The organism is Nonomuraea dietziae, from assembly GCF_014195505.1.
Classification (GTDB): Bacteria; Actinomycetota; Actinomycetes; order Streptosporangiales; family Streptosporangiaceae; genus Nonomuraea; species Nonomuraea roseola.
Genome location: NZ_JACIBV010000003.1, coordinates 347,692 through 364,103, shown reverse-complemented (window position 1 = coordinate 364,103; position 16,412 = coordinate 347,692). Strand labels below are relative to the sequence as shown.

At 68.8% G+C, this 16,412-nt stretch carries 17 protein-coding genes and 2 pseudogenes; all 19 read right to left on the bottom strand.

Features of this window, described 5'->3' with window-relative positions; all coding sequences use genetic code 11:
* Positions 1-8 precede the first annotated feature (8 nt).
* The 19 genes and pseudogenes from FHR33_RS48745 to FHR33_RS48655 all read right to left on the bottom strand — a co-directional run bounded on the left by FHR33_RS48745 (position 9) and on the right by FHR33_RS48655 (position 16,395).
* Positions 9-850, bottom strand: a protein-coding gene (locus FHR33_RS48745; protein WP_183663014.1) for an IS5 family transposase whose coding sequence is annotated in 2 segments (ribosomal slippage) — positions 9-463 and positions 463-850 — 843 coding nt in all. Because the reading frame shifts where the segments join, the coding sequence is not laid out codon by codon here.
* Positions 851-1,338: 488 nt separating this feature from the next.
* Positions 1,339-3,807 (bottom strand): relaxase family protein, encoded by a 2,469-nt coding sequence (locus tag FHR33_RS48740; RefSeq protein ID WP_183663132.1) that lies wholly within the window; start codon positions 3,805-3,807, stop codon positions 1,339-1,341.
* The gene (gene mobC / locus FHR33_RS49585) at positions 3,804-4,190 is read right to left on the bottom strand and encodes a plasmid mobilization relaxosome protein MobC (protein WP_221242737.1); all 387 of its coding nucleotides are present in this window, start codon (positions 4,188-4,190) and stop codon (positions 3,804-3,806) included. The genes FHR33_RS48740 and mobC overlap by 4 nt, the downstream gene beginning before the upstream one ends.
* Before the next feature lie 313 nt (positions 4,191-4,503).
* Positions 4,504-5,345 (bottom strand): IS5 family transposase gene (locus FHR33_RS48730; protein WP_183663014.1). Its coding sequence is split into 2 segments (ribosomal slippage): positions 4,504-4,958 and positions 4,958-5,345, totalling 843 coding nucleotides; the frame shifts between segments, so codons are not numbered across the junction.
* A 441-nt stretch (positions 5,346-5,786) separates the two neighbouring features.
* Positions 5,787-6,362: a hypothetical protein gene (locus tag FHR33_RS48725; protein WP_183663129.1), complete on the bottom strand. Its 576-nt coding sequence runs from the start codon at positions 6,360-6,362 to the stop codon at positions 5,787-5,789.
* 238 nt (positions 6,363-6,600) lie between these two features.
* Positions 6,601-6,921, bottom strand: a complete 321-nt coding sequence (locus FHR33_RS48720; protein ID WP_183663126.1) for a hypothetical protein — start codon at positions 6,919-6,921, stop codon at positions 6,601-6,603.
* A gap of 253 nt (positions 6,922-7,174) precedes the next feature.
* Positions 7,175-8,178, bottom strand: a pseudogene (locus FHR33_RS48715) (IS5 family transposase).
* Between the two features lie 496 nt (positions 8,179-8,674).
* Entirely contained in the window at positions 8,675-9,274 is a 600-nt protein-coding gene (locus FHR33_RS48710) for a class I SAM-dependent methyltransferase (protein ID WP_183663123.1), read from the bottom strand.
* Positions 9,275-9,300: 26 nt separating this feature from the next.
* Positions 9,301-9,510, bottom strand: coding sequence for a hypothetical protein (locus FHR33_RS48705; protein ID WP_183663120.1), 210 nt, complete (start codon positions 9,508-9,510; stop codon positions 9,301-9,303).
* A gap of 163 nt (positions 9,511-9,673) precedes the next feature.
* Complete coding sequence (locus FHR33_RS48700; protein ID WP_183663118.1) at positions 9,674-10,585, bottom strand: hypothetical protein; 912 nt, start codon at positions 10,583-10,585, stop codon at positions 9,674-9,676.
* An 81-nt stretch (positions 10,586-10,666) separates the two neighbouring features.
* On the bottom strand, positions 10,667-11,041 hold the full coding sequence (locus FHR33_RS48695) for a hypothetical protein (protein WP_183663115.1): 375 nt from the start codon (positions 11,039-11,041) through the stop codon (positions 10,667-10,669).
* 125 nt (positions 11,042-11,166) lie between these two features.
* Entirely contained in the window at positions 11,167-11,493 is a 327-nt protein-coding gene (locus FHR33_RS48690; protein ID WP_183663114.1) for a hypothetical protein, read from the bottom strand.
* A 249-nt stretch (positions 11,494-11,742) separates the two neighbouring features.
* Positions 11,743-12,231 (bottom strand): NADAR family protein, encoded by a 489-nt coding sequence (locus tag FHR33_RS48685; RefSeq protein ID WP_183663111.1) that lies wholly within the window; start codon positions 12,229-12,231, stop codon positions 11,743-11,745.
* Positions 12,228-12,980 (bottom strand): PP2C family protein-serine/threonine phosphatase, encoded by a 753-nt coding sequence (locus FHR33_RS48680; protein WP_183663108.1) that lies wholly within the window; start codon positions 12,978-12,980, stop codon positions 12,228-12,230. Before FHR33_RS48680 ends, FHR33_RS48685 begins: the two co-directional genes overlap by 4 nt.
* A gap of 546 nt (positions 12,981-13,526) precedes the next feature.
* A complete protein-coding gene (gene dprA / locus FHR33_RS48675) occupies positions 13,527-14,441 on the bottom strand; it encodes a DNA-processing protein DprA (RefSeq protein ID WP_183663105.1) in 915 nt (304 codons plus the stop codon).
* 386 nt (positions 14,442-14,827) lie between these two features.
* A pseudogene (locus tag FHR33_RS48670) lies at positions 14,828-15,163 on the bottom strand (L5-gp82 domain-containing phage-derived protein); the annotation flags it as partial.
* Between the two features lie 78 nt (positions 15,164-15,241).
* Positions 15,242-15,619, bottom strand: a complete 378-nt coding sequence (locus FHR33_RS48665) for a hypothetical protein (RefSeq protein WP_183663089.1) — start codon at positions 15,617-15,619, stop codon at positions 15,242-15,244.
* A gap of 56 nt (positions 15,620-15,675) precedes the next feature.
* Complete coding sequence (locus FHR33_RS48660; protein WP_183663087.1) at positions 15,676-15,885, bottom strand: hypothetical protein; 210 nt, start codon at positions 15,883-15,885, stop codon at positions 15,676-15,678.
* Between the two features lie 39 nt (positions 15,886-15,924).
* On the bottom strand, positions 15,925-16,395 hold the full coding sequence (locus tag FHR33_RS48655) for a GntR family transcriptional regulator (protein ID WP_183663085.1): 471 nt from the start codon (positions 16,393-16,395) through the stop codon (positions 15,925-15,927).
* Between the last annotated feature and the right edge of the window lie 17 nt (positions 16,396-16,412).

The following is a 16,412-nucleotide window of genomic DNA, read 5'->3' as shown; positions in this document are numbered from 1 at the left end:
CAGAAAGATCAGCGGACAAGGCGTCGCCAGCAGATGATCGCGGCGGCAAGTGTCATGAACGCTTCGTGGATGTCGTCGCGGATCTCCCAGCGGATTCGCAGGCGGCGAAACCAGTGCAGGAGCGCGATCGTGCGTTCTACGACCCAGCGGTGGATGCCCAGGCCAGAGCCGTGCGGAGTGCCGCGGCGGGCGATGATGGGTTTGATGCCGGTGCGCCAGACCAGGCGGCGGTACTTGTCATGGTCGTAGCCGCGGTCGGCGTACAGGCAGTCGGGCCTCTTGCGGGGCCGCCCTACGCGACCCCGCACCGGCGGGATGGCCTTGATCAGCGGCATGAGCTGGGTGACGTCGTTGCGGTTGCCGCCGGTCAGAGACACGGCGAGGGGGATGCCGCCTCCGTCGGTGATGACGTGGTGTTTCGAGCCCGGCTTGGCGCGATCGACCGGGCTCGGCCCGGTTTTGGGCCGCCCTTGAGCGCCCGGACGTGGGAGCTGTCGACCACCGCCTTGGACCAGTCCAGCTGGCCGGCGGCGTGCAGCTCGGCCAGCAGCAGCTGGTGCAGCCTGTCCCACACGCCGGCCTGGTGCCAGTCGCGCAACCGACGCCAGCAGGTCATGCCCGAGCCGAAGCCGAGCTCCTGGGGCAGGAACTCCCACGGGATCGCGGTGTAGAGCACGAACAAGATGCCCTGCAGAGCAAGCCGATCGTCCAACCGTTTACGGCCGGGATGTCGATGACGCCGCTCTACCTTCGGCAGTAGAGGTTCGATCCGCTCCCACAGGCTGTCCGGCACAATCCACGGCAGTTGCTCGCCCTTCTTCACGCCGAGATCAACGATCAGCGATCCCATGGGACACGGCTCTAGATCATTTTGTTAGGACCTTTTAGTGGTCCTCTCGAACCGTCCCGAACTCCTGCTCAGTGCTGGGCGGCATGTGAATCACCTCCTCTCGGTTGGATTGGTCCGCACACCCGGATGGGTGGTTGGAGGCTTCAGAACAGGGGCCTCGTGCGCGGAGATAGCGCGCGGCGATGGCCAGGCCGTCGAGCTTGGGCTCCATACCCGCCGGGCGGCCGATGCGGCATCCACCGAGGCCGCCCACTCGGCCAACTGCTCGGCGCCGAAGACGTTGTCGAGGCTGACCATCGGCACGATTTGCGGCACGTCGCCCGCCACTGCGCCCCCGGCCACCGCACCTCGTCCGGGTGCTCTTCCTCGTAGGCGACGATGCCGCGCACCAGCCGGTCAAACAGGCGAAGCGTCCCGTTGGAGGGTGCGCAAAGGCTGCGCCTTTACGTTGTAGATTCTCTATCGGGTGGCTCGTGTGCGGCGGGTAGCTAGCGCGCGCCGGGGCGTCGCCGCATCGGCGGGGCTTCCCCGGGCGGCGACGAGGGAGCGGGCTTGTCCGTCCGCGTCGGCCTCGAGCGTGCGGTGGATGAGGACAGCTGCGCCGCCCGCGACGACCGTTCGGCCAGTGCCTCCCGCAGGGCGGGCAGATGATCGACGCCGACCAGCACACGGTATCCGCCGTCGCCGCCAGCGACGACGATTCCGCGCTCGCCGAGCAAGCGCACCAGGTCCTTGGCCTTGTCCGGTCGCACCCACAGCGCCCGCTCCAGACGCTCCGGTGAGCACGTCTGAGATTCCACCACGGCGACCACCGCGCGCTGAAAGACCCGATCGTCGCCGGGCCGGATGATGGTCTGCTCGGCGGCGGAAGCGGCAACAGCGCCGGCATCGGCGGTCGCATTGGGCTCGGTCACGAGCCGCGAAGAACGTCGCTGCGCGCGGTGCGTGTCCGGCGCGGCCGGGACCTCCTCAAGCCAGCGACGCAATCGCCACGTCAGCACCTGGGCGTCGCTGCGAGAAGGGCTGGTTGGATCCCTGCGCAAGGGCCGCTCCGTGACAACCGTGCGCAGAGCCCGTTCGACATCGTGGCCCGCCCAGCCGATCTCGGTGAGCACCGCGGCCAACCGCGGCCAGCTCTGATCGTTCACCAGCAGGTCGACGTCGACGTGCCCGCGCACGGCAGTACGGACGAGCTCACGCAGCCGACTCGGTTCCAGGAACGCGTCCGGCGCGAACGTCGACGGCCGACGGGGCGAGCCTGCGGCAGGACGTGCCGCAGCGCGGACGGCGGAGCGTTCGGCGGCGGGCACCCTCACCTGACCCGCCATCCAACTCTCCAGCCGCCACATGATGACCTGGGCGTCGCGCCGCGCAGGACTCTTGGGATCGTCGCGCAGCGGCCGCCAACTGACCACCTCGGCCACCACCGTGGCGGGATCATGGCCGAGCTGTGCGATGCGGCGGAGCAGCCCGGCCAGTGCCGGCCACTCGGGCCCGCGCAGGATGGCCTCGGCGTCTGCGCGCCCGGCCACCGTGCTCCGCAGCGCCTGCTGCAACTCTGGTCGACGCGCGGCCGCGTGATCGGCCCGTGCCCGCGGGCGGGCGCCGAGCAACTCGGCCGCGTACTGCAGGCGCGCGGCGGCCAGCCCCGCAATCCGGGCATGGGCGTACTTGCGCCGTGCCAGCATCCGGCCGTGGAGTGCCTGTGCGGCCAGCACGGCCGCGACCACGAAAGCCATCACTACGGCGTTCTCGTCGGAGCGGCCCAGCATGCCACCGGCCTGCAACACCATCCGCAGCGCGCCCCGCGTGCGCGTCGCGGCCTGGTTCATCTCGCGCCACGGCTCACGGCCCAGCCGCTCCATATGCCGAGCCGCCACCTCCAGCTCGCGCCGTACCGAGGCCGGCGATCGGCTCGCCGCGGCGGTCAGCAGATCCGCCAGGGCAGCTGCCGCAGCCGCGGCCTCCGGCGCATCCGACCGCCTCAGCACCGCAGTAGCATCCCCAATCGCTGCAGCGGCCTCCTGCCAGGCGGCGATCCGCACCTGCTTGGCGCCCGCAGACGCCGCTCCTGATCGCGTCCGGCCTGCTCGGTCCCTGACCGCCGCAGCGGGCATCGCTTCCCAGCGCTGCCGCACACGCGGCAGAGACAGATCGGGCGCCAGCCGTGAGCCGGAATACCAGACCGGCTTCCCCCCTGGAGCCACATCGCCGGGCAGCGCGACGGCGTAGCCCCCAACGTCGCCGGAGGGCAGCTCGCGCAGCTTGACCAGCACCCTCGCCGCGCGCAGCCGCTTGATGAAGTCCGCCTCGCCGGTCGCCTCCACGGCGATCCGCCGGACCCGGACCTCGAGTTGCTCCCGGGATGACAGCCTGTCCCGAAGGACCCGGTGCGCCTTGGCCCGCTCAGCACGCTTGGGCGCCGGCGCTGCCGTACGGTCGGCTTCGGCGGTGACGCGGATGCCGAGCTCACGCTCCAGCACGCGGCACTCCTCCCGCAGCCGGTAGAAGTCGCCGTGCAGCCGAGGTTGTGCACCGTCCTGGCGCACCAGCGTGCCCACGATGTGGATGTGGTCGTCGGCATGCCGGACCGCCACCCACCGACACCCCTGGTCGTCCCCTTCTGACGACAGGCCGCCGGCGACCACGATGCGGCGCGCGATGTGCGCCCACTGCTCGTCGCTGAGCAGCGGGTCACCCGGCGCCAGCCGGACGGAGGTGTGCCACACGTGCTGGGCAATCGTGCCAGCGGCGTACTCGAGCGGGCGGTCCAGGTGCTGCGCCAGCGTGTACAGGGCGGCGTCACGTAGATGCTCGGGCTCCGCTGCGGGATCGGCTTCATGGAGATCCCAGGCGGCGACCATGTGCGGGTTGGTGTGCTCCTCGTGCCGGCCGGGCCCGAACAGGTACCGCAGCAGGCCGTAGGTCCGGGAGCCTTTCAGCACTTTGGCGATCACGCCCGGCTCCGGCTCTTGGCGATCTGGTCAGCAGCCGCCTCGACCCGTCGGATCGCGCGGCCCACCAACTGGAGAACAGCGTCGGCCTCGGGCGCTTCGTCTCCACTGTTGAGCGCGCGTGCCACCTGGTTGAGGTTGTTGCCGATCCGGTTGAGGACCACCCGGGTCTGGACAAGCTCGGCCATCTCCTGACGGCGATCCAGCGGGACGATCGTCAGCTGCTGTTCGGCCACCGACACCGCCGCCAGCGCCGCGAACGCGCCCACATCCAGCCCTTCACGCTGGGCGGCGAGTTTGAGGGCAGCCAGCTCCCGGTCAGTCAGAAATAACGGTCCGACGCGGTTGTCGCGCGGCGAATCCGCGCGTCCCCGTCGTCGTGCCAACGCGACCAGCTCCGTCCTGGCCAAAGCCTTGACTTGCCTCCGGACACAACACTTTTCGCTTGTGTCAGAAGGGACTGTAACCAGCGAATCCCCCGATTCGCCCGTTTACTCCGAGTTTTGTACTAACTTGCTCCGCGAAAGCGGGCCGCGATCTTGAAAGGAAGCGCCTTCAGTCAATTTCCGCCTTTCAGGAAAGCGCCCGGCGAAGCCGGTCCATTACCGCCGCTCGAAGAGCGGCCCGCCACGGAGCGCGGCAGACCGCTCTATGTGGCCCAAGCGGAACGCGTGGGGCTAAGTGGTCCTAACAGAAAGATCAGCGGACAAGGCGTCGCCAGCAGATGATCGCGGCGGCAAGTGTCATGAACGCTTCGTGGATGTCGTCGCGGATCTCCCAGCGGATTCGCAGGCGGCGAAACCAGTGCAGGAGCGCGATCGTGCGTTCTACGACCCAGCGGTGGATGCCCAGGCCAGAGCCGTGCGGAGTGCCGCGGCGGGCGATGATGGGTTTGATGCCGGTGCGCCAGACCAGGCGGCGGTACTTGTCATGGTCGTAGCCGCGGTCGGCGTACAGGCAGTCGGGCCTCTTGCGGGGCCGCCCTACGCGACCCCGCACCGGCGGGATGGCCTTGATCAGCGGCATGAGCTGGGTGACGTCGTTGCGGTTGCCGCCGGTCAGAGACACGGCGAGGGGGATGCCGCCTCCGTCGGTGATGACGTGGTGTTTCGAGCCCGGCTTGGCGCGATCGACCGGGCTCGGCCCGGTTTTGGGCCGCCCTTGAGCGCCCGGACGTGGGAGCTGTCGACCACCGCCTTGGACCAGTCCAGCTGGCCGGCGGCGTGCAGCTCGGCCAGCAGCAGCTGGTGCAGCCTGTCCCACACGCCGGCCTGGTGCCAGTCGCGCAACCGACGCCAGCAGGTCATGCCCGAGCCGAAGCCGAGCTCCTGGGGCAGGAACTCCCACGGGATCGCGGTGTAGAGCACGAACAAGATGCCCTGCAGAGCAAGCCGATCGTCCAACCGTTTACGGCCGGGATGTCGATGACGCCGCTCTACCTTCGGCAGTAGAGGTTCGATCCGCTCCCACAGGCTGTCCGGCACAATCCACGGCAGTTGCTCGCCCTTCTTCACGCCGAGATCAACGATCAGCGATCCCATGGGACACGGCTCTAGATCATTTTGTTAGGACCTTTAAGCGGGAGCCCAGCCATACAGCTCCACTGGCCGCTTGAAGACCCAGACAGCGCGGTCGTCAGCCCCTGCGCAAGGCACTGCCCCGACCAGTTCCCAGCCTTCTCTGCCGTGCTCGTTGAGCACCATCCAGGTCGACGGCTGACGAGTTGAGAAGCGCCCTACGGTACTCGAAGCGTTGCACGCGTCCTCCGGTGATGTATGTCCGAACAGGCGGCGGGGGCTCGTAACAGCGGCAGAGCCGTGGGAGCGCCGCGCGATGTCTGGGCGAGTGCAACCCCAGGCGCAAGAGGCACACGAGGATCTTGTCGTGGCGCGCGGCAAGGCGGCGTGCCCGAACGCGCGTCATCGACAGGTGCCGCGGGGTGGTGGACGGTCGACCGTCCACCACCCGTGCTCGCTCGTCGGCTACGCCGTCGCCTCCTGAGCGGCCCTGGCAGTGGCGCTGGCGATGATGGCCGCAAGGTGCTTGATGATGATGGGGCGGAGGCGGCGGGCACTCGTGCCGTACAGGTCCTGAAGATCGTTCACGAGCGCGTCGATGTCCGCCAGGTCCGGGACCGGCTCAGGCAGGACGCCAGCCTTCTCCGCGCGCTCGAGCAAGCGCCCGAACTCGCTGCACCAGCCCCGCTGGTTGCCGAAGTCCTCCATTTCCTCACGAGTCATCGGCAGAGCCTTCAGCACGACCTCCGCGTGGTCGGAGTAGCTCCGAACCTCCGGATCGGTGAGCAGGAAGCGCACCAGTGCACTCTCGGACTTCATCAGGTCCTGGTACGCGTCGGCCTGCTTCTTCTTGTGCGCCGACTCCAGCGCCTGCAAGGCGGCAGTCCGCTTGCCCTCAGCCTCGAAGTACGCCTCGATCTGGTCCGGAGGCATGGTGTGGTCCCACGCCGGGACGGGGTGCTCCCGGTAGACGCGGTCGTGCTCTATGTGGTAGCTCCTGTCCCTGATGGCGTCGAAGTATGCCTTGACCTCAGGCAGCATGAGACTCTCCTTTTCGTGGGTGAGTGGGTGGGTGATCGGGCTTGACCACCTCCCAATGCGCACGTGCAAGACGCGGACAAAGGGCTTAGGTCAAGCGATGGCAGAGGCTGGCCCGCTGCTCCGCTAGAGCCGACGCTGTGGCCCACCTGGAGGAGGCGGGCCTAGTGCTCCTCGCCGGTCTCCAGGTGGGCTTGCTACCGCTGGCTGCATTGGCCAGTCGGGGCGCTGCGTCGATCGGCTACGCGTGCGTGATCTGCACGACCGGGCCGTAGGTGATGGGCATGCCGTCGCTGTCCCGGATGACCATCAGCAGCCAGCGGTGGTTGAGGGCATTCCAGCTGATCCTGACCTCCCGAGGTACGTAGGCCGGGCTGGTCGGCCAGGCACGGTCGCGATCAACCTGAGCGATCTCGATCGGCTTCTTAAGGTGGATGGCGGCGAGGATGCGGCCGGCCGCGAGTAGCAGGTCGCCGGGGCGCGTGAGGTCGAACCGGGCTGGGTCGTCGGTGAAGCTGAGGTCCTCGATCTCGTCGGACAGCTGCGCGTCGGGGTACGTCATCGTCTACCTCCCATGTGCACCGGGGTGCTGGCGGCGGGGTGGTCCCGGCGCCTGGGAGTTGCCGCATCCGCGGTCCCGGGAGTGGAGGAAGGCTCGCCGTAGGCGACCGCGAAGCGGCTTGGCCTTCCGGAGTGAAGGGCCGCTGATAAACCCGGGCAGGTGCCGGGACTGCCCCGCCCAGTACCGGCCGACCGCGTTACGCTCGGCGCAAGCGCGTAGGGTGGCGAGGCTTAGGGCGCGTATCGAGTCGTGATCAACGGGTGGTCCGGGTGAGGTCCTTGACCCAGATCATCGAGGCGTGCAGATGGAGGCCGGCGAGGTAGCTGGCTGGGGTCTTGTCGTATCGGGTCGCTACGCCTCGCCAGGCCTCGAGCTTGTTGATCAGGCGCTCGACGGTGTTCCTCTCCCGGTAGAGGTCGGCGTCGTGACTGACAGGCCGACCGCCCGCGGAGCCCTTCTTCCTCCGGTTGGCGGCCTGATCTCTCTTCTCCGGAACCACTGCCTTGATCCCGCGTCTGCGCAGGTGGGCCCGGTTGCCGCGGGAGGAGTAGGCCTTGTCGGCGGCGACCGCGTCCGGCCGGGTGCGGGGACGACCGACGGGGACGCGGACCCGTATCTTCCCCAACACGGGGATGAACTGTGGGCTGTCCGCGGCCTGGCCCGCGGTCAGCACGAACGCCAACGGGCGGCACTTGCGGTCGGCGGCCAGGTGAACTTTGCTGCTCTGCCCGCCCCTGGAGCGCCCCAGCAGGGCGGCCTTCAGCCGGAGTTTTCGCCGGCGCCGGACACGTCGTCGCTCCTCCCGCTCGGGATCGATCTCGGCGTCCTGTCCGTCTTGTTCTTCGAGACCGCCCCTTTTGACCTGGCCTTCTCCGCCTCGGCAGCTGCCTTCTCCAATACGCCGAAGACGTCCTCGCCCAGGTGCATCCCGGCCGCATCGTGGCGAGCACGCGCGGTGGTCGAGTCGACGCCGACCAGGGACAGGTTCACCTCACCCCGCTTCGCCGCTTCCGCGATCAGACCCTCCAGCATGGCCTCGAAGACGCCGGCGTCACGCCATTGCCGGAAGCGGTTGTGGACGGTCGACCAGGCACCGAACTCCTGCGGCATCTCCCGCCACTGTCCGCCGGTCCTGAACCGCCAGATCACACCCTCGAACTGCTGCCGCAGGCGTTCGGGATAGGGGCCGTACTCGCCGATCGGCAGGTACGGCCCGATGAACTCCCACTCCGCGTCCGTCAACTGCACTCGCGTCACGGGACAAGGTCTACCGGTCCAGGCCTCACCGTGAGGGCGAATCGACACATTGATCACGACCCAATACGCGCCCTAATAGCAGCGGGGGCACCGAAGGCGAGGCGCCCAGGTCTCGGGGCTCCACAGTCCGTTAACTGTCCGGTGCGACTGTGCGTGAAGGGAAGCTGCCTGTTGCAGCGAGCGCGTGGCGGTGGCCAGTCACCGCCCCCCTCGTTCAGCCAGCCGCCGGGCCACGGCTCCCAAAGGCGGGGCTATTCGACGCCGAGCTGATGCCCAATCCCTAACGTGACCGCCGACGTCGCCGAGCTGCGCCTGGTCGTCGGCGGGCTTGGCCGGATCCGCGGGTGCCAGGGGGTGGGCGTATGTGGTGGCGGACCGACTGTGGCCCCCACGACTCGCGAACGAGCTCGGGCGGTACGGCAGGTGCACGGCACCGGGCCGGGCCCGCCGCCGGTCCGTGGGCAATGAGCAGCGGCGCGCCAGCGCGACCGGCTGGTTAGAACAGCGGGTCAGGCATGCCTGGCTTCGTGGCCTTGGCGGGCTCAGGGACAGCCGGTCGCGCAGGTTGTGAGGCGGGATGTCCGGCTTCGCTGAAGTCGGCCCGGACCAGTTCGACGCTGGGCCGTACGCCATGCCATTCGTCGAGGTAGTAGGTGGCGTCGATCGCGCTCGAACCGAGCTCGATGCCGGTCTGGCGGATGAACTGCTGCAGGCGAGGGAAGGTGTTGCGTTCGGTCCGCGGAACGCCGCTGTAGAGGTAGGACGCCGAGGCCTGCGGGATGATGAAGACCCCCAGCCGCGCCAGGTGCGCGGCCAGGTCGATGACGTGGTACTCCAACAGGGGGCCGCGGTAGCGAGGGCTGGAGCGGCCGTTGAGTGCGGTGCCCCCGAACGGCGGGTTGGCCAGGGCGGTGTCGAAGCGGCCCAGGCCCATGGACAGCACATCGAATACATCGCCGCAGATCCAGGTGGCCTCAGGCAGCAGACGCCGGCCAACGGCGACGTAGTGCGGGTTCTTCTCGACGCACACGAGCTGCAGGGGCGGCTTGTCGCGATCCCAGTCGTTGTCGTAGCGGCAGGCAAAGCCCCAGCTCATGTGACCGATTCCGGCGCACAGGTCGATCACGCGGGGCCGGATGCGTACAGCGCGAGGTCCTTGGCCATCTGCACGGAGGTGAAGAACGCGCTGTCGAGCGGATTGGTGACGGTCGAGGCTTCCTGCCAATGGGTGAGCACGAACTCGACCTCGTCGTATGACAGGGTGTGGGCGGAGTCGATCAGGTCGGTTGCTTCACGATGGCGGCGGGCTTGCTCCTTGGTGAGTTTGAGCATGCGAGTAGCGCTCCTCCAGGGGGTTGCGGTGCCGCGCGGCCCACGCCGAAGCGGCCAAAGGAGGTGCCCGTTCGCATCACGGGCCGACGATGCGACCCCTCGAGGTTTTCCGGCAGGTCGGTCAGCAGCGTCTACAGAGCCACCACGCCGGTCTCTGCGCCGGTCACCCCGCCAGCTCCGCTGGTGCAGGGCCGGGCAACGAGCGGGGTAGCGCGTGGATACGCACCAGCAGATCAGTCAGTTCCTCGGGCGTCAGGCGAGCGACCACGTCGTTGGTGATCGGCGTCTGGTCGGTCACGTGGTAGTCGTCATCCGCCGATGCGGTGCTCTCCCAGGTGACAACGGCCAGTTCAACACCGGAGCGTTCGGTGGCGCGGACGATGGAAGCGCCAAAGCCGTTGGCGAAACGGTAGACGTGGTGGACTCGGCCGTCCGTGGCCGAGGCCAGCACGGGACGGAAGGGGTCGGCGAGGGAAGGCCCGCCGGCATCGATGTGGTCAGGTGCTGTGGCATACCGGCACAGGGCTGGCTCGCCGTGATGGCGGCCGGCGCAGGTGATGGTGTCGAGGCTGCGATCGTGGACGGTCAGCCGATGACGCACCTCGCCCTCCAGGCTGTCGATGCGTTCGCTGTGGAGAGCTTCGTGAAGGCTGTGCCGATCGATGGCCAGGGTGGGCTTTACCGCGGCGTACACCTCGAGGAGGGCCTGGCGCAGCGCGCGCATGTAGGTGCCGAAGCCGGTCGCGTTCATCGGGTTGATCTTGCTGATGTCGCTGGCGACGGACAGGATCTCGGCGCTGGTGCCGGGTCGGGTGTCCAGCCCGGCCGCGACCCGATCGAGAAGTTCACGGCAGTGTGCCCGGTAGGGGAGTTCCCAGCGCAGAAGCACCCTCGTCGCCTTGAGGATCGAGAAGCTGTGCCACAGGGTGTCGGCGGCCCACGGGTGGCGTTTCATGGCCAGCTGCACCTCGTCCTCTGCCCATTCGATCTGCTCGAAGACCGGGGCGAGGGAAGCGGTGAGGACGTCAAGGCGTGCCTCCGCTGGTACGGAGGAAAGCGGGATAAGTGACGGCATCGATCTCCCGGGATCCAGAGGGGGAGCGCGCGCCCTACCACCCGGACCGAGGTCGTGGGGTGCACGCGCTGTGGGGTGCCGCTATCGGCGGCCGGTGGCGCAGGCAGGGTAGGAAGCGCCCTTCGGGCAGCTCTGGAAGACGGCCTCCGGAACGGGGATCTCGCGCGGCTTGGCCGTGCCGTACTGGACGGTGATGTCCCAGTCCGCAGGCGTGGCCTTGTCCTTCTTCCAGCCGCAGACGGTCGTGGCGCCGACCTTGCGGCATCCCCATTTCTTGGTGAAGCCCGGAGGGTCGTAGTCGGTGTCAATCACCACGCCGGTGGCAGGAGGCGCGGTAGGCGCCGTGGTGGCTGCACAGCCGGTGAGGGCGGCGCAGCCGGCGAGGATGCTCATGATCAGGGCCATGGCTGTCGCGGTGGGGGCGGGCTTCAGCCCGGTGGTCTTCAGGTCGAACATGTCAACGCCTTCCGAATGAGGGAAAGTGGTCAGAGGGGTGGAGAGGTCTCGGCCCTGGGTCGAGACGCTGTCGGCACGTGCCCGAGGCTGCTCGGGCACGTGCCGGTCGAAGCCGCCAGCCTCTGCTACGCGTAGGCGTTGACTCCCTGGCGGTGCTGGACGGCGGGCGGCTCGGTGACCACCTGGCCGCAGGCGTTGTACTCCTGGGCGGCGGCCAGGCAGGCGTCTCGGACACGGCGCCGTTCGGGACACCAGCCCTCTTCGCGGACAACATCGGGACGTGCCTTGGGCCGGTGCAAGCGGCCGCTGCTCATGTAGGGGCGGGCCTCGGGGTGGGTGACCCACAGCTCCGCCTGCAGTTCGTCGAAGCGGTCCGGGTCCGGGTCGAGCTGGCCGATGCGGCAGGCGTTGTTGATGCGCCACAAGACCTGGTCCTTGGTGGTACGCGACATCCAACCTCCGGGTTCGTCGTGGATGGGCTGCTCAGGTGAGGAGCCTGGGCATCTGGTTCGTTTCGACGGCGGGATACCGCCCAGTGCCTCAGGACCGTCCGGGTGTGGCGGCCTTGAGGCGCTGCGCGGCGGTTTCGCCGTAGCCCCAGGGAGGTGCCGGAGCTCCGTGCCCGCCATGGCCGGGCCGCCGCCTGTCATCTCCCGGCGGGGGTGAGCTGGGGTGGCGGGCTGGCAGGGTGGTGGTCGGTGCTACCGGGCCGCCGTCCCGGCGGGGGTGCGCAGCAGGGCACGGTGCTTCATGAGCAGCTGCCCGAGGTGGTTGAGGCCGACCGGGGCGCACGCGGCGCGGCCGCACCGGCAGTTGCCCCAGTGGTTGTCATGCCAGGTGTTGCCTTCCACGAGCTCCTCCTTGCCGGTGCCGAGCAGGAAGTAGGCCGCGCTGGAGGCGGGGGTGAACTTGGCCGCGATGATGGCGGCCATGGCGCGGTAGCGGACGTCGGTGTCCCATCCGGGCCGCAGGGTGACCCGGCGGCCGCGCCGCTTGGCTTCGCCGGGATCGTCGGCCGGCGCGTCCGCGACCCAGCGGCACTCGTCCGGATTGAGCGTCTTGGCCGCGTTGAAGGCGTGCTCGGCGGTGGCGTAGGTGATCCACCCTTCCTCGAGCGTGGAATACAGCGTGACGGGGATGCGCGCGAAGTTGGACAGGATCCAGTTCGGCCCGGAGAAGCGATCGATCATCGCTGCCTCGTGGCCGTGGCACGGCGGGAGGTTCTGACGGGCACACGGCTGAGGTCGGCGACGAGGGCTGAGGCGTTGTCCGCTCGCGAATCGGCATGGTCGATGGCAGCCGTGGTCAGGATGGTCGCTGCCTGCTCTGCAGGGCCCTGCAGGTAGGTGGCCAGGTCGAGTCCAGCGGCTTCCAGCGGCTCGTAGGCGCCGTCCGAGGCCAGCAGCAACCGGTCGTTCGGGCCGGGCAGCAGCAGCGTGTCGGTGCCGATGGCCGGATACTCGGTGAGCTGACCGAGGTAGGAGGTGACGACATTGCGGGCGTTGGAGGCAGGCTCCCGCCCGTGATCGAGGGCGACCTGGCGCTGGTTGTGGTCCTTGGTCAGCCGCCGCAGCGGCTGCCCGGGGCTCAGCAGATAGGCGCGAGCGTCTCCGCACCAGGCCACCTGAAGGACATCGCCGTCGATGAGGGCGACGACGGCGACGGCCCCGACCTTGTCGCCACCGTCGGCGACAAGGCGGCGGCGGTCGGCTGCGGCGAGCGTGTGGGTGGCACGCAGCCCCTGTTCAGCGTCGGTGCGCATCGCGGCTTCGCACGCCAGGACCTCGGCGAACTGGCGGGTCCAGGCACGCACCGTGGAGGAGGAGCCGATGCCGTCGAGCAGGACGTAGGCGCGCGTAGAGCCGCTGGTCCAGGTGGCCGCGGCGTCGCACTGGTGGCTGCGGCTGCCGGTGAGCTGGGCAATGGCGTGATGGGGCACGTGGCTCCTATCGAGATCGCGGGGCGTGGATCAGGTCGTGCACGGCACTCAGGTGGACGTGGACCGCGGCGGCGAGGTCGGCGGCGGCGCCCGGCGGGAATGTCGGCTTCGCCGCGGTGCAGGATCGCCGCCCAGCTGGTGGTCATGCGCAGTTCGATGCTGCTGGTGGGGGTGAGAAGGATCCATCGCAGCGTGTCGCGGGTGTGGCGGATCTGGCGGAGCAGGCTCATGGGAGGCGGTTCCTTCGCGTTCTGGGCTGCGGCGCGTATGCTCCTGCGTCCAGAGACGGTTGGGAGAGGGCCGGCCGGGGATGACCTGGCGCGCGAGAGTTTCTTGGCGTCGTAGGTGCGGCCGTCGGTTCCCCATCTCGGGATGGCCTTGCGGGATTCGGCGAGGGTGTAGATCACGTCCTCGCCGTATTTCGTGGTGGCCTGCTCGGCGGTGATCCGCTTGTTGCTCATGGGCGGCGCTTCCTTCGGGTAGCAGGGGAGGGCATGGCGAAGCCCTCGCCGAGCGGTTGACCCGGCGAGGGCTTAGGAGCGGGGGTCAGGCCTGGAGAAGGCTGAGCAGGTGGAGCGGGTGGCGCACGGCGTGGGCGTTCCCGCCGACGAGCAGGTCGTTGCTTCCGTGCGATTGGGAGGAGGTCACGGGACCTGGCACCGCCGCGAGGACCCGGTCAAGTTCACGGGCTCGGGTGGCGGTGTTCATAGACCCGCTGCGCGTAGCGGCTTCGACCACGAGCGTGGCGAGCGAGGAGGCCACCAGCCGGTTACGGGCCAGAAACCGGGCTCGGCTCGGATGGCTGCCGATCGGGTACTCGCTGACCACAGCGCCCTGCTGCTGGATCTGCTCTAGCAGGACCCTGTTCACCTGCGGGTAGGCGATGTCGACGCCGCAGGCCAGCACCGCGATGGTCGCCGCGTCGGTCAGCAGGGCGCCCTGGTGCGCGGCCGTGTCCACGCCGAGAGCGGCACCAGAGACGACGCTGAGCCCGGCCTCGCCGACCGCGGTGGCGAACTCGGTGGCGGCGTGCCGACCGTAGGAGGTCGCTGCCCGGGATCCGACGATCGCAACGGATCGGCTGAAGGCGCCCGCCAGTGGAGCCTTGCCCTGCACCCACAGCGCGTGCGGCGCCGACACACCCAGGTCGTTCAGTTCGGCGGGCCAGTCGGGGTCGCTGGGAGTCACCAGGTCAGCGCCCAGTTCATGCCCCGCCTGAAGGTCGGCTTCCGGGTTGGCCGTGACCAGCCGGGACCGCCACCGCCGGCAGGCCTTCGCCCAGCGTTCTTCGTCGCCGTCGTCGTGCACGGGCGGGGCGTACTGGACCAGGCTCGCGCTGCTGCGGAGCGCCTCGACAGCCCCGGCGGGGGTGAGCTGAGCGACCAGGTGGCCCAGGCGCCGGTCCTCGGGGTCGGCGATCCGCTGCAGGATGAGCCGGGCGAAAAGGTCCTGATCAGACAAGGGGCCTCCCTGGTTCGGGCGTTGTCGCCATCGGCGGAAGGGCAGCCGGGTCGAACTCCGGCGCCTGGTTGTCGTGGACGGCGGATGCCTCGGAGTGGGTCAAGGCCGCGGTTTTGGGCCTTGACGCGCGCAGAGGTCTCCGCCGTAGATCCAGGGCGGGCGCCGGTGTTCGACCTGGGGGATCACAGGACTCTCGGGAAGTCATCCACCGACGTGCGCCCTGTCTGCGCTGGTGGCATGGGGTGAGGTGACTCACCTGCCTTCGGCGTACTCCACCTAGTACGGCGTTATGCACACCAGGTCAGGCCACTGTCACGAGCTCGGCCTCAGTGTGTTGCAACAGCTCGGCCCGGCTGATCGTCACGACCACCTCGGCTAGCTGGTGATCACACCCATGCGTAGCCTCGGGCTGGGTTGTCCGGCGCGCAGGCGAACAGCACCCGGGCGGCCTGCCGTACGGGAACGCCGTCCGGGCCGGTGAAAGTCGCAGGCCGTTCGGGTGCCGGGTTGTAGGTCACCTGGGTCAGGCCATCCAGGACCACCGCCTCGGGCAGCGCTGTCACGGTGCCCAGCACCCATGCGTGCACAGTTCGATGGCCCAGCCGGTGAGAGCGAGCCCGACCCACCTCGGACACTTTGAAGATGACGTCGACGAGCTCGATGGCGGGCACGTTGGCGATCACCCGGCCTTTGTCCGGACCAGCCTGCGCGGTCACCGACCAGCGGTGTGTGTGTGCAGGTTGAAGTGGACCTTGAGCCGGTGCCCGATCAGAATGTTGGGGTCGGCGGAAGCCTCGGCCTTACTCGGTGTGCCCATGGCCGCTGTCTTCCGGCTCGGCGTGGCCGGGCGTAGTCAGCTGGTGGAGGTAGGTGCTCAGCCATGCAATCAGTGCGTCAACATCTCGTGTGGGAGAGGAGTACACGACTCCCACGAAGTGCTCGTCGTTGTCCTGAAGCGCGACGCTGAAGCCGCGGAAATCATCGAGGTCGCAGGTGAGGGGCCCGTCCTGGTCACCGACCGTGAGGGTACCGATCCCCTCGATGGGTACCACGACAAGGTGATCATCGGCTCCGGCCACGTGGTCCAGCCAGATCGGGCAGCCTACGAGCTCGTCGATCCGATGGAGCGCCTCCATCACCTTCGGAGGCCACGGGCATTTCGCTGAGGAGTTGAACATCCGCAGTCCTTCCGGGAAGAGGAGCCGGGGGTGGGGGAGTCCGCCCGGCGAAGCATTCAGCGGGGGTAGCGACTGCTACGCGAGGCCAGGGCCGCGATCCGCTCCAGGGTGACGTGCAGAGCGGTGATGGCCCCGAAGGGCTTGTCGTAGTCGATCGGCTGCCGGCATCGAGCGCTGGCGACCTCAGCGATGAGGGTCAGCATCTCGCCGTCGGTGTGCGCGGCGCGGATGTTGAAGTTCTCTACCTTGGCCAGCTCAGCGGCCATGGTCTCGTCCTCGGGGAAACCCCTCTCGTGTGATTCCCTTCAGGCCGAGGTCGTTGGCGGCGTACGCAGGACCGTGAGCCCTGCCTTCGTCCCGCGCCCAGCGCGCCCGATCAGTCCTTCGTCGATCAGGAGGCTCTTGGCGGCTCGGACCACCTCGGTGTTGCTGTCGTAGTGCTCGATCAGCTCGCGCTCGGTCGGGAAGCGGTGGTGGAGGCGAAGCTCGCCGGAGGTGATCCGGGTCCGCAGATCGTCGGCGATCACGTCCGCGCTCGTCATGATGCGCTTGGCCTGGTACGGGCGGTGCTGCAGGCCGAGCAGTCGGCACCGTCGGATGATCTCCTCAACTGAGGCCGGCCAGATCTCGGCGAGGGCCTGGAGCACCGGTCCGGCCTCGTCGTAGGCGATGTGCAGTTCCCAGCGCGGCCCCTCGGCGGTCGGCGCACTGATCAGGAGGTTCGCGGGGCTGGGCGGAATGGCGTAGAAGTTGCTGCGCGGCAGGTCGGTGTCCATGTCATCGCTTCTTTCGG